General features: G+C 69.5%; 9 protein-coding genes. All 9 read right to left on the bottom strand.

From position 1 onward, the window contains the following. Nucleotides 1-4 precede the first annotated feature (4 nt). Nucleotides 5-793 (bottom strand): triose-phosphate isomerase, encoded by a 789-nt coding sequence (gene tpiA, locus QSJ60_RS11065; RefSeq protein ID WP_230763441.1) that lies wholly within the window; start codon nt 791-793, stop codon nt 5-7. Beyond that, on the bottom strand, nt 784-1,998 hold the full coding sequence (locus QSJ60_RS11060) for a phosphoglycerate kinase (RefSeq protein ID WP_285463634.1): 1,215 nt from the start codon (nt 1,996-1,998) through the stop codon (nt 784-786). Before QSJ60_RS11060 ends, tpiA begins: the two co-directional genes overlap by 10 nt. 34 nt (nt 1,999-2,032) lie before the next feature. Continuing rightward, entirely contained in the window at nt 2,033-3,037 is a 1,005-nt protein-coding gene (gene gap, locus QSJ60_RS11055; RefSeq protein ID WP_285463633.1) for a type I glyceraldehyde-3-phosphate dehydrogenase, read from the bottom strand. A 99-nt stretch (nt 3,038-3,136) separates the two neighbouring features. Beyond that, entirely contained in the window at nt 3,137-3,763 is a 627-nt protein-coding gene (locus QSJ60_RS11050) for a superoxide dismutase (protein ID WP_189084943.1), read from the bottom strand. 104 nt (nt 3,764-3,867) lie between these two features. Further along, entirely contained in the window at nt 3,868-4,848 is a 981-nt protein-coding gene (whiA, locus tag QSJ60_RS11045; RefSeq protein WP_189084942.1) for a DNA-binding protein WhiA, read from the bottom strand. A gap of 42 nt (nt 4,849-4,890) precedes the next feature. Beyond that, a complete protein-coding gene (gene rapZ / locus QSJ60_RS11040) occupies nt 4,891-5,766 on the bottom strand; it encodes an RNase adapter RapZ (protein ID WP_285463632.1) in 876 nt (291 codons plus the stop codon). 35 nt (nt 5,767-5,801) lie between these two features. Then, nucleotides 5,802-7,757: an excinuclease ABC subunit UvrC gene (gene uvrC, locus QSJ60_RS11035; RefSeq protein WP_285463631.1), complete on the bottom strand. Its 1,956-nt coding sequence runs from the start codon at nt 7,755-7,757 to the stop codon at nt 5,802-5,804. Nucleotides 7,758-7,760: 3 nt separating this feature from the next. Beyond that, complete coding sequence (gene uvrA / locus QSJ60_RS11030) at nt 7,761-10,667, bottom strand: excinuclease ABC subunit UvrA (RefSeq protein WP_285463630.1); 2,907 nt, start codon at nt 10,665-10,667, stop codon at nt 7,761-7,763. Nucleotides 10,668-10,762: 95 nt separating this feature from the next. Then, a complete protein-coding gene (gene uvrB, locus QSJ60_RS11025; protein WP_285463629.1) occupies nt 10,763-12,829 on the bottom strand; it encodes an excinuclease ABC subunit UvrB in 2,067 nt (688 codons plus the stop codon). Between the last annotated feature and the right edge of the window lie 13 nt (nt 12,830-12,842).

Genomic DNA, 12,842 nt, shown 5'->3' with positions numbered 1-12,842 from the left:
CCGATCAGGCGCCGACGTGCTTCTTGAAGCGGACGATCGCCGAGAACTCGTCGATGTCGAGGCTCGCACCGCCGACGAGGGCGCCGTCGACGTTCGGCTCGCGCAGGAACGCCGCGATGTTCGCGGCCTTCACGGAGCCGCCGTAGAGGATTCGCGTGGCCTGCGCGACCTCGTCGCCGGCGAGCTCCGCCAGGACCGTGCGGAGCGCGGCGGCGACCTGCTCGGCCTGCGCCGGCGTCGCGGCCTGACCGGAACCGATCGCCCAGACCGGTTCGTACGCGACGACGAGCCCCTTCGAGGCATCCACGCCCTCGAGCGCGCGACGGAGCTGCGCGACCGGAACGGCGCTCGCACCGTGGGCCTCCAGATCCTCCGCCGTCTCACCGACGCAGAGCACCGGCACGAGGCCGTGGCGGTGCGCGGCGATCACCTTGGCGTTCACGTCCTCGTCGCTCTCGGCGTGCAGCGTGCGCCGCTCCGAGTGGCCGATGATGACGTAGCCGCAGTCGAGCTGCTTGAGGAACGCGCCCGAGATCTCGCCCGTGTACGCGCCGGAGTCGTGCTTCGACAGGTCCTGCGCGCCATAGCCGATGGGCAGGGAGTCGGCCGTGACGAGGGTCTGCACCGAGCGGAGGTCGGTGAACGGCGGGAACACCGCCACCTCGGCGTCCGCGTAGTCGTGCTTCGCGTCGGCGAGGCTCCAGGCGAGCTTCTGGACGAACGCGATCGCCTGCAGGTGATCGAGGTTCATCTTCCAGTTGCCCGCGATGAACGGGGTGCGCTTCACTGCCATCCGAGGACCTCCAGTCCGGGGAGTTGCTTGCCTTCCAGGAACTCGAGGCTCGCGCCCCCGCCCGTGGAGATGTGACCGAACTGGGCGTCGTCGAAGCCCAGCTGCCTGACCGCGGCGGCGGAGTCGCCGCCGCCGACGACGCTCAGGCCGTCGACCTCGGTGAGCGCCTCGGCCACGGCACGGGTGCCGGCGGCGAAGGGCGCCAGTTCGAACACGCCCATCGGCCCGTTCCAGAACACCGTCTTCGAGCCGCGGATGCGGGCCGCGAAGTCGGCCGCCGTCTCGGGGCCGATGTCGAGACCGAGCCCGGCGGCGCCGAACGGCGTCTCCTCGATGGCGTCGGCGGCGGTCACCACGTGCTCGGCGTCCGCCGAGAACGAGGCCGCCACGACGACATCGCTGGGCAGCACAAGCTCGACGCCGCGCTCGGCGGCCTCGGCGAGGTAGCCGCGGACCGTGTCGAGCTGGTCCGCCTCGAGCAGGCTCGAGGCGACCTTGTGCCCCTGGGCGGCGAGGAACGTGAACAGCATGCCGCCGCCGACGAGCAGGGTGTCGACGCGCGGGAGCAAGTGGGCGATGACGCCGAGCTTGTCGGAGACCTTCGAGCCGCCGAGCACCACCGTGTACGGCCGCTCGGGCGTCTCGGTGAGCCGGTCGAGCACCTCGAGCTCGGCCGCGATCAGAAGACCGGCGGCGCTCGGCCGCAGCTGCTCGAGCTCGTAGACGCTCGCCTGCTTGCGGTGCACGACGCCGAAGCCATCGGAGACGACGACGTCGGCGAACGCCGCAAGCTGCTCGGCGAAGGCGCGCCGCTCGGCGTCGTCCTTCGCGGTCTCCCCCGGGTTGAAGCGGAGGTTCTCGAGCACGAGCACCTCGCCGTCGCCGAGGGCCGCGACCTTCGCCTGGGCGTCCTCGCCCACCGTGTCGGCGGCGAAGTCGACGGGCGCGTCGAGGAGCTCGCCGAGGCGGGCCGCGACGGGCCGGAGGCTGTACTTCGCCTCCGGCTCGCCCTTCGGCCGGCCCAAGTGGGAGATGACGACGACGCGGGCGCCCTGCGCGAGCAGGGCGTTCAGCGTCGGCAGCGAGGCCCGCACGCGGCCGTCGTCCGTGATGGTCTCGCCGTCCAGGGGGACGTTGAGGTCGCATCGGACGACGACGCGCTTGCCGGCGAGCTCACCGAGGGAATCGATGGTTCGCAGAGTCACTGTGCTCCGTTTCGGTCGCCGGCGCGTGGCCGGATCAGAGACGCTCGCCGACGTACTCGGCGAGGTCGACGAGGCGGTTGGAGTAGCCCCACTCGTTGTCGTACCAGCTCGAGAGCTTGACCTGGTCGCCGATGACGCGCACGAGGCCGGCGTCGAAGATCGACGAGTGCGGGTCGGAGACGATGTCGCTCGAGACGATCTCGTCCTCGGTGTACTTCAGGATGCCCTTCATCGGCCCCTCGGCGGCAGCCTTGTACGCGGCCTTCACCTCGTCGACCGTGACCGGGCGCGAGGCGGTGACCGTGAGATCGGTGATCGAGCCGGTGGGCACCGGGACGCGGAGCGCGAAGCCGTCGAGCTTGCCGACGAGCTCGGGCAGCACGAGGCCGATGGCCTTCGCGGCGCCGGTCGAGGTCGGCACGATGTTGATTGCCGCGGCGCGGGCGCGGCGCAGGTCCTTGTGCGGGCCGTCCTGCAGGTTCTGGTCTGCGGTGTACGCGTGGACCGTGGTCATCAGGCCGCGCTCGATGCCGAAGGCGTCGTTGAAGACCTTGGCGAGCGGGGCGAGGCAGTTGGTGGTGCACGAGGCGTTCGAGATGATGTGCTGCGTCTCGGGGTCGTAGTCCTGCTCGTTGACGCCGATCACGAAGGTCGCGTCCTCGTCGGTCGCGGGCGCCGAGATCAGCACCTTCTTGGCACCGGCCTCGAGGTGCTTGCGCGCGTCGGCGGCCTTGGTGAAGAAGCCGGTGGACTCGATGACGATGTCGACGCCGAGTTCGCCCCAGGGCAGGTTCGCGGGGTCGCGCTCCGCGAAGGCCTTGAGCTTGGTGCCGTTGACGATGAGGTGCTCGTCGTCGTACTCGACGCTGGCGTCGAGGCGACCCGTGATCGAGTCGTACTTCAGCAGGTGGGCGAGGGTCTTGTTGTCGGTGAGGTCGTTGACCGCGACGATCTCGAGGTCGGCGCCCTGGGCGAGCGCTGCGCGGAAGAAGTTTCGGCCGATGCGGCCGAATCCATTGATGCCGATCTTGACGGACACGGGAAGGTCTCCTGATTGGACTGGGCGCGAACGCGCCGTTTGGGAAGGATGAGGCACGGACGGCGGTGTCCCCGGACCGGGTCCGGGGACACCCATCCGCTACGACAGTAGCAGCAGGCCCGCGGTCTTCTCGGTGGCCGCCTGCCAGCGCTTCTGCACGTTCGCCCAGTCCACGATGGTCCAGAACGCCTTGACGTAGTCGGCGCGCACGTTCTGGTAGTCGAGGTAGTACGCGTGCTCCCACACGTCGAGCATCAGCAGCGGCACGATGCCGGCCGGGAAGTTCGCCTGCTGGTCGAAGAACTGCACGATGATCAGGCGCTGCCCGATCGAGTCCCACGCGAGCACGGCCCAGCCGGAGCCCTGCACGCCGAGCGCCGTGGCGGTGAAGTGCTTCTGGAACCCGTCGAAGGAGCCGAAGTGGTCGTCGATCGCTGCGGCGAGCTCGCCGCTCGGCTTGTCGCCGCCCTCGGGCGAGAGGTTGGTCCAGAAGATCGAGTGGTTGACGTGTCCGCCGAGGTTGAACGCGAGGTCCTTCTCGAGCTTGTTCACGTTGGCGAGGTTGTCCGTCTCGCGCGCCTCGGCGAGCTGCGCGAGCGCGGTGTTCGCGCCGGTCACGTAGGCCTGGTGGTGCTTCGAGTGGTGCAGCTCCATGATGCGACCGCTGATCGCCGGCTCGAGCGCCGCGTAGTCGTACGGAAGATCCGGGAGGGTGTAGTCAGCCATTGCTTCTCCTTGTCAGATGCCGGGGTCGTCCGGGCCTCTGCCTGGTCCAACCTCGGCCTCTCCGAGTCTATGCCCGAAGGCCCGACCGGGGCCGGGCCTTGACGTCACACCTCGTCGAGGTCGGCGGGCAGGCTCGCCTCTGTGCCTGGCACCCCGAGGTCGGCCGCCCGCTTGTCGGCCATCGCCAGGAGACGGCGGATGCGCCCCGCGACCGCGTCCTTCGTCATCGGCGGATCGGCGTGGTGGCCGAGCTCGTCGAGGCTGGCGTCGCGGTGCGCGAGGCGCAGCTCGCCCGCGTACTTCAGATGGTCGGGGATGTCGTCGCCGAGCAGTTCCATCGCGCGCTCGACGCGCGCGCACGCGGCGACCGCGGCCTGCGCCGAGCGCCGGAGGTTGGCGTCGTCGAAGTTCACGAGGCGGTTCGCGGTGGCGCGCACCTCGCGCCGCTGGCGGAGCTCCTCCCAGTTGCGGACGGTGCCGCTCGCGCCCATCACCTGGAGCATGGCGCTGATCGCCTCGCCGTCGCGGACCACGACCCGGTGCACGCCGCGCACCTCGCGGGCCTTCGCCGCGATGCCGAGCCGTCCGGCAGCGCCCACGAGCGCCATCGCGGTCTCATTGCCCGGGCAGGTGATCTCGAGGGCCGCCGAGCGGCCGGGATCGGTGAGGCTGCCGCTCGCGAGGAACGCCCCGCGCCAGACCGCCGCGACCTCGTCGCGCGAGCCCGTGGTGAGGCGGTTCGGCAGGCCGCGCACCGGCCGGCGCCGGGCATCGAGCAAGCCGGTCTGCCTGGCGAGCGTCTCGCCGCCCTCGAGCACGCGGACGAGGTACTGGTTGCCGCGGCGCACGCCGCCGGCCGCCGAGACCGAGACGTCGGGACGCACCCCGTAGAGCTCGGCGAGGTCGCGGGTGACCCGGCGCACGAGGGTCGGCGAGTCGAGCTCGGCCTCGATCGCGATGCGACCCGAGATGATGTGCAGCCCGCCCGCGAAACGCAGGATCGTGGCGAGCTCAGCGGCCCTGACGCTCGTCTTCGCGACTTCGACGCGAGCCAGCTCTTCCTTCACATCAGCCGTCAATGCCACGTGGTTCCCAATCTTCCGTTGTTGCCGCCGCTCCCCCGAGGATCATTCTCGTCCGAGGTCGCGGTCTTTGATACTGACGGCGACCCCTGGCAGTTGCCCGAGTCGCCCGGCGATCTCCCGCACGATCGCGACCGAGCGGTGCTTGCCGCCGGTGCAGCCGATCGCGACCGTCGCGTGTCGCTTGTTCTCGCGCTGATACCCCGCCAGGACGGGCGCGAGCGCCGCCGCGTAGGCGTCGATGAACTCCATCGCCCCCGGCTGCCCCAGCACGTAGCCGGCGACCCGTTCGTCCTCCCCCGTCAGCGCCCGCAGCTCGGGCTCCCAGAACGGGTTCGGAAGGAAGCGCGCGTCCGCCACGTGGTCGGCATCGGTCGGGATGCCGTACTTGAAGCCGAAGCTCAGCACCGTCACTCGGAGCCCCGCCCGATCGGCCTCGGCGAAGGTGTCGGTGACGAGCGTCGCGAGCTGGTGGATGTTCAGGTCGGAGGTGTCGACGACGAAGTCGCTCGACTCCCGGATCGCCGCCACTCTGGCCCGCTCCGCGCCGATCCCGTCGAGCAGCGTGCCGTCGCCCTGCAGCGGGTGCGGACGACGGACCGATTCGAAGCGCCGGACGAGCGCGGCGTCGGTGGCGTCGAGGAACATCACCCGCACGTTCACGCCCGTTCGGAGCGCCTGGATGATCTCCTGCAGCTCCCAGAAGAAGTCGCGGCCGCGGATGTCCACGACCGCGGCGATGCGGGGAAGCGAGTTGCCGGCCCGCTCGACGAGCTCGACGAGGGGCCGGAGCATCTGCGGCGGGAGGTTGTCGACGACGTACCAGCCGAGGTCTTCGAGAGCGTTCGCGGCGGTGGATCGACCCGCTCCGCTCATCCCGGTGACGATGAGCATCTCCTGGTGCTCCGTCTCGTCTGCCATCAGCCGGCCGCCCCCTTCGTTTCTGAAGCTCCAGCCTACCGGGGCGCGGGGGCGCGCACGGTCTGCAGATGCCCGTGCACCGTCTCCGCGAGGACCGGCCCGATGCCCTTCACCTCGGCGATCTCGCTCGGCGTCGCCCCCTTCAGGCGCGCCACCGAGCCGAAGTGGCGGAGCAGCTCTTTCACGCGGGCGGGCCCGAGGCCCGGGATCTCGGCGAGGACCGTGCCGATGTCGCGCTTGCGGCGCTGGCGCTGATGCGTGATCGCGAAGCGGTGCGCCTCGTCGCGGATGCGCTGGAACAGGAAGAGCGCATCGCTGTTGCGGGGCAGGATCACCGGGAAGTCGGACTCGGGGGTCCAGATCTCCTCCAGGCGCTTCGCGATGCCGCAGAGGTAGATGCCCTGCACGCCCGACTCGCGCAGCGCCCGCTCGGCGGCGGCCACCTGCGGCTGCCCGCCGTCGACGACGAGCAGGTTGGGCGGGTAGGCGAACTTCTTGCGCCGCGCGGGCTCGACCACGGCGTCGGCGTCGCTCGGATCGGCACCGAGCTCGCCGACGGTGCCGGCAGCCACGGACGAATCGTCCGCGGCATCCGTCGCCGGCTCCCCCGTGTCGCGCAGGTAGGCGAGCCGCCGCGTGAGCACCTGGTGGATCGAATCGGTGTCGTCGGTCGAGCTCGGGATCGTGAACCGCCGGTACTGGTCCTTGCGGGGCAGACCGTCTTCGAAGACGACCATCGAGGCGACGATGTTCGTGCCGCTCAGGTGCGAGACGTCGTAGCACTCGATGCGGAGCGGGGCATCCGCCATGCCCAGCGCCTCCTGGATGTCCTCGAGCGCCCGCGAGCGCGTCGTGAAGTCGGCGCTGCGCCGCGTCTTGTAGAGCATGAGGTTCTGCTTGGCGTTCTGCTCGGCGGTCGCCAGCAGCGCCGCCTTGTCGCCGCGCTGGGCGGCGCGCAGGCGCACCTTGCGGCCGGCGTGATCGCCGAGCCACGCCTCGACCGCCTCAGCGTCGTCGGGCAGCACCGGCACGATCACCTCGCCCGGCGGGCGGAGCTCGTCGGCGTACGCGTTCTGCAGGACGACGTCGACGAGTTCGCCGAGCGGCACGTCGAGCTCCTTGTCGACGGTCCACGAGCGGACGCCGCGCACGCGGCCGCCGCGCACCGCGAACATCTGCACGGCCGCCTGCAGCTCGTCGTGGTCGATGCCGAAGACGTCGAGGTCGACCTTCTCGCCGAGCACCATCGCGCTCTTCTCGAAGAACTCGCGCGCGGCCTGGAGCTGGTCGCGGCGGCGCGCGGCCGTCTCGTAGTCCTGCGCCGCAGCGGCCTCGCGCATCTCCCGTTCGAGGTCGCCGAGGATCGCCGTGTCCTGGTTCTGCATGAACGCGACGAAGCGGTCGACGTTCTGCCGGTGCTCCTCGATCGTCACCTTGCCCGAGCACGGTCCGAAGCAGCGGCCGATCTGCCCGGCGAAGCACGGCTTGCCGCTCGCCATCGCCCGCCGATAGTCGCTGTCCTTGCACGTGCGGATCGGGAACAGCTTCGTCAGGATCTCGAGCGTCTCGCTCACGGCCCACACCTTCGGGTACGGGCCGAAGTACCTGGCCCCCGGGATGCCTCGCTTGCGCGAGACCATCGCCCGCGGCGCCTCGTCGCCGAGCGTCACCACGAGGTAGGGGTAGGACTTGTCGTCCTTGAAACGCACGTTGAACGGCGGCTTCCACTCGTTGATCCAGGTGATCTCGAGCTGGAGCGCCTCGACGTCGCTGCGAACGACGGTCCACTCGACCGAGGCCGCCGTGGTCACCATGCGCCGGGTGCGCTCGTGCAGAGTGTGCAGCGGCGCGAAGTAGTTCGACAGCCGTGCCCGGAGGTTCTTCGCCTTGCCGACGTACAGCACGCGCCGCTCCGCATCGCGGAAGCGGTACACCCCCGGCGAGGTCGGGATCTCCCCGGCCTTCGGCCGGTACGGGACGGTGCCGGCCATCGGCTAGCCGGCCGCCCGCCGAGCGGTGGGCTGCTCGACGGCGGCCTGGGCCTCGAAGATCTCGCGCAGGAAGAAGCCGGTGTGGCTCTCTTCGACGTCGGCGACCTGCTCGGGCGTGCCCGTGGCGACGATCTGACCGCCGCCGGAGCCGCCCTCGGGGCCGAGGTCGATGATCCAGTCGGCCGACTTGATCACGTCGAGCGAGTGCTCGATGACGATGACCGAGTTGCCCTTGTCGACGAGCTTGCCGAGCACCTTCAGCAGCTTGCGCACGTCTTCGAAGTGCAGGCCGGTGGTCGGCTCGTCGAGGACGTACACGCTGCGGCCGTTCGAGCGGCGCTGGAGCTCGGTGGCGAGCTTGACGCGCTGCGCTTCACCGCCCGAAAGGGTCGTCGCGCTCTGGCCGAGCTGCACGTAGCCGAGACCGACGTCGACGAGCGTCTTCAGGTAGCGGTGGATCGCCGAGATCGGCTCGAAGAACTCGGCCGCCTCGCTGATCGGCATCTCGAGCACCTCGGCGATGTTCTTGCCCTTGTAGTGCACCTGCAGGGTCTCGCGGTTGTAGCGCTTGCCGCCGCAAACCTCGCACGCGACGTAGACGTCGGGCAGGAAGTTCATCTCGATCTTGATCGTTCCGTCACCCGAGCACGCCTCGCAGCGGCCGCCCTTGACGTTGAAGCTGAAGCGGCCCGGCAGGTAGCCGCGCGCCTTGGCCTCGGCCGTCTCGGAGAACAGCGTGCGGATGCGGTCGAACACGCCCGTGTAGGTGGCGGGGTTCGACCGGGGCGTGCGCCCGATCGGCGCCTGGTCGACGTGCACGACCTTGTCGAGGTGCTCGAGGCCGCTCACGCGCCGGTGCTTGCCCGGCACCTTGCGCGCCCCGTTGAGCCGGTTCGCGAGCACCCGGTAGAGGATGTCGTTGACGAGCGAGGACTTGCCGGAGCCGCTGACGCCGGTGACCGCGGTCAGCGTGCCGAGCGGGAAGCGCACGTCGACGTTGCGCAGGTTGTTCGCCGCGGCGCCCTCGACCGTGATCATGCGCTCGGGGTCGACGGGCCGACGGGACTCGGGGATCGCGATCTCCTTGCGGCCGGAGAGGTAGTCGCCGGTCAGCGAGTCGGTGTTCGCGAGCAGCTCGGCGTAGCTGCCCGAGTGCACGACCGTGCCGCCGTTCACGCCGGCGCCAGGGCCGATGTCGACGATCCAGTCGGCGGTGCGGATGGTGTCCTCGTCGTGCTCGACGACGATGAGGGTGTTGCCGAGGTCGCGGAGCGCGATGAGCGTGTCGATGAGCCGCCGGTTGTCGCGCTGGTGCAGGCCGATGCTCGGCTCGTCGAGGACGTAGAGCACGCCCGTGAGCCCGGAGCCGATCTGCGTCGCGAGCCGGATGCGCTGCGCCTCGCCGCCGGAGAGGGTGCCCGCGGCGCGGGCCAGATCGAGGTAGCTCAGCCCGACCCGGATGAGGAAGTCGAGGCGGAGCTTGATCTCGCGCAGCACCTGCGCGGCGATCGCCTGCTCGCGGTCGGTGAGCTCGAGCTTGTCCATGAAGGCGCGCGCGTCGGTGAGGCTCAGCCGGCAGACCTCGGCGATGCTGCGCTCGTGGATGTGCACGGCCAGCACCTCCGGCTTCAAGCGATTGCCGTCGCAGACGGGGCACGGCACCTCGCGGAGGTACTCGGCCCAGCGGGCGCGCTGCTGGTCGGTCTCGGCCTGCACGTACTGCCGCTCGATGTAGGGCACGACGCCCTCGAAGCCAGAGGTGTAGCTCATCTCGCGGCCGTAGCGGTTGCGCCAGCGCACCTTGACCTCGAAGTTGTCGCCGCGGAGCACCGCCGCGCGCGCCTCGGGCGCGAGCGCTTCCCACGGGGTGTCGAGCGAGAAGTCGAGGTCTCGGGCGAGTCCGGACAGCAGCTTCTCGTAGTAGTTGTAGAGGCTCTTGCCCTGCGAGGTCCACGGCAGGATGACGCCCTCGGCGATGGAGAGCGCCGGGTCGCCGAGCAGGAGCTCTTCGTCGACGGACATGCGGGTGCCGAGGCCGGAGCACTCGGGGCAGGCGCCGAACGGGGCGTTGAACGAGAAGGTGCGAGGCTCGATCTCGGTCAGCTGGATCGGGTGCTGGTTCGGGCAGGAGAGCTTCTCGGAGAAGGTCTGCCACGCCTCGGGCCCGTCTTCGTCGACGTAGTTGATCTGGACGAGGCCGTCGGTCAGGCGCAGTGCGGTCTCGAGCGAGTCGGTGAGCCGGCCCAGGATGTCGGGCGAGGAGACGAGCCGGTCGACGACGACCGAGATGTCGTGCTTGACCTGCTTCTTGAGCTTCGGCGGCTCGTCGAGGCGGATGACCTCGCCGTCGACGACCGCGCGCGAGAAGCCCTGCGCGGCCAGCTCGCGGAACAGGTCGACGAACTCGCCCTTCTTCTTCGACACCACCGGGCTCAGCACCTGGAAGCGCGTGCCGTCGGCGAGCTCCATGAGCTGGTCGGCGATCTGCTGCACGGTCTGACGCTGGATGCGCTCACCGCAGACCGGACAGTGCGGCACGCCGATGCGCGCCCAGAGCAAGCGCATGTAGTCGTAGATCTCGGTGATCGTGCCGACGGTGGACCGCGGGTTGCGGTTGGTCGACTTCTGGTCGATGGAGACGGCGGGACTCAGCCCCTCGATGAAGTCGACGTCGGGCCGGTCGACCTGCCCCAGGAACTGGCGGGCGTACGCGGACAGCGACTCGACGTAGCGACGCTGCCCCTCGGCGAAGATCGTGTCGAACGCGAGCGACGACTTGCCCGAGCCGGAGAGCCCGGTGAAGACGACCATCGCATCGCGCGGGATCTCGACATCGACGTCGTGGAGATTGTGCACGCGGGCACCACGAACGCTCAGTCGGGAGTGGGCATCGAGACGTGAAACTGGCACCCTACGAGTCTAGGGACGACCACCGACACTCCTCCCCCGACGGCTGCGCTGTGGGCGAACACACGTTCGAATCAGGCCTGCGGGGCCTGCGCCGATCAGCCGAGGTGGCCGGCCTTCTCCATCTGCCGCAGCTCGCGCTTCAGCTCGGAGACCTCGTCGCGCAAGCGCGCGGCGAGCTCGAACTTGAGCTCCCCCGCGGCCTCGAGCATCTGCCCGTTCAGGTCGCGGATGAGGCTCTCGAGGTCGTTCGCACCCTCGGCGGCGATGCCCTCGCGACGGAGGTTCGGCACGGGTGAGGTCTTCTTCGCGTCACGGCCGGCGAGGAGCGCCGCGGTGTCGGCCTCCTCGCGCGCGAGCACCTGGGTGATGTCGGCGATCCGCTTGCGCAGCGGCTGCGGATCGATGCCGTTCACCCGGTTGTACTCGATCTGCTTCTCGCGACGCCGGTTGGTCTCTTCGATGGCGTTCGTCATGGAGTCGGTCATGACGTCGGCGTACATGTGCACCTGGCCGGAGACGTTTCGCGCCGCACGACCGATGGTCTGGATGAGCGAGGTCGAGGAGCGCAGGAAGCCCTCCTTGTCGGCATCGAGGATCGCGACGAGCGAGACCTCGGGGAGGTCGAGGCCTTCGCGCAGCAGGTTGATGCCGACGAGCACGTCGTAGACGCCGGCGCGCAGCTCCGTGAGCAGTTCGACGCGCCGGAGGGTGTCGACGTCGGAGTGCAGATACCGGACCCGCACTCCGGCCTCGGTGAGGAAGTCGGTGAGCTCCTCGGCCATCCTCTTCGTGAGCGTCGTCACCAGCACGCGCTCGTCGCGCTCGGCGCGCACCCGGATCTCTTCGAGTAGATCGTCGATCTGCCCCTTCGAGGGCTTGACCACGATCTCGGGGTCGACCAGGCCGGTCGGGCGGATGATCTGCTCGACCACGCCGTCGGCGATGCCGAGCTCGTAGCGCCCCGGGGTCGCCGACAGGTAGACCGACTGGCCGATGCGGTGCTTGAACTCGTCCCACTTCAGCGGGCGGTTGTCGAGCGCGCTCGGCAGCCGGAAGCCGTGCTCGACGAGGGTGCGCTTGCGCGAGGAGTCGCCCTCGTACATGGCGCCGATCTGCGGAACGGTCACGTGCGACTCGTCGATGACGACGAGGAAGTCGTCGGGGAAATAGTCGAGCAGGCAGTGCGGCGGCTCGCCCGCCGAGCGCCCGTCGATGTGCCGCGAGTAGTTCTCGATGCCCGAGCAGAAGCCGATCTGCTCCATCATCTCGAGGTCGAAGGTGGTGCGCATGCGCAGCCGCTGCGCCTCGAGGAGCTTGCCCTCGCGCTCGAGCTCGACGAGCCGTTCGTCGAGCTCGTCTCGGATGGTGCCGATCGCCCGCTGCATGACGTCGGTCGAGGCGACGTAGTGCGAACCGGGGAAGACCGGGACGGCGTCGAGCTTCTGGATGACCTGGCCCGTGAGCGGGTGCAGGCTGTACAGCGCCTCGATCTCGTCGCCGAACATCTCGATGCGGATCGCGTGCTCTTCGTACACCGGGATGATCTCGATCGTGTCGCCGCGCACGCGGAAGTTGCCTCGGGAGAAGTCGACGTCGTTGCGCTGGTACTGCATCGAGACGAACTTGCGGATGAGCCAGTCGCGGTCGACGCGCTGGCCGACCTGCAGCGGCATCATCGCGTTCAGGTACTCCTCCGGCGTACCGAGACCGTAGATGCACGACACGGTGGAGACGACGACCACATCGCGCCGGGACAGCAGCGAGTTCGTCGTGGAGTGGCGCAGCCGCTCGACCTCGGCGTTGATCGACGAGTCCTTCTCGATGAACGTGTCGGTCTGCGGCACGTAGGCCTCAGGCTGGTAGTAGTCGTAGTACGAGACGAAGTACTCGACCGCGTTGTGCGGCATGAGCTCGCGGAACTCGTTCGCGAGCTGCGCGGCGAGGGTCTTGTTGTGAGCGAGCACGAGCGTCGGCCGCTGCACCTGTTCGATGAGCCACGCGGTGGTCGCCGACTTGCCGGTGCCGGTCGCGCCGAGCAGCACGACGTCGGTCTCACCCGCGTTGATTCGGGCCGCGAGCTCGGCGATCGCCTGCGGCTGGTCGCCGCTCGGCTGGTATTCGCTGACGACCTCGAACGGGCGCACGGAGCGGGTGGATTCCATGCCCTCAAGTCTA

It is taken from the genome of Agromyces sp. NBRC 114283 (assembly GCF_030268405.1).
In the GTDB taxonomy this organism is placed as follows: Bacteria; Actinomycetota; Actinomycetes; order Actinomycetales; family Microbacteriaceae; genus Agromyces; species Agromyces mediolanus.
Note: the sequence above shows the minus strand (reverse complement) of the source record. Positions and strands in the feature narration are given on the sequence as shown.

Excerpts from the sequence above, each read along its gene's own strand:
- tpiA (WP_230763441.1), bottom strand. The coding sequence starts at position 793 with ATGGCAGTGAAGCGCACCCCGTTCATCGCGGGCAACTGGAAGATGAAC.
- QSJ60_RS11050 (WP_189084943.1), bottom strand. The coding sequence starts at position 3,763 with ATGGCTGACTACACCCTCCCGGATCTTCCGTACGACTACGCGGCGCTC.
- rapZ (WP_285463632.1), bottom strand. The coding sequence starts at position 5,766 with ATGGCAGACGAGACGGAGCACCAGGAGATGCTCATCGTCACCGGGATG.
- uvrC (WP_285463631.1), bottom strand. The coding sequence starts at position 7,757 with ATGGCCGGCACCGTCCCGTACCGGCCGAAGGCCGGGGAGATCCCGACC.
- uvrB (WP_285463629.1), bottom strand. The coding sequence starts at position 12,829 with ATGGAATCCACCCGCTCCGTGCGCCCGTTCGAGGTCGTCAGCGAATAC.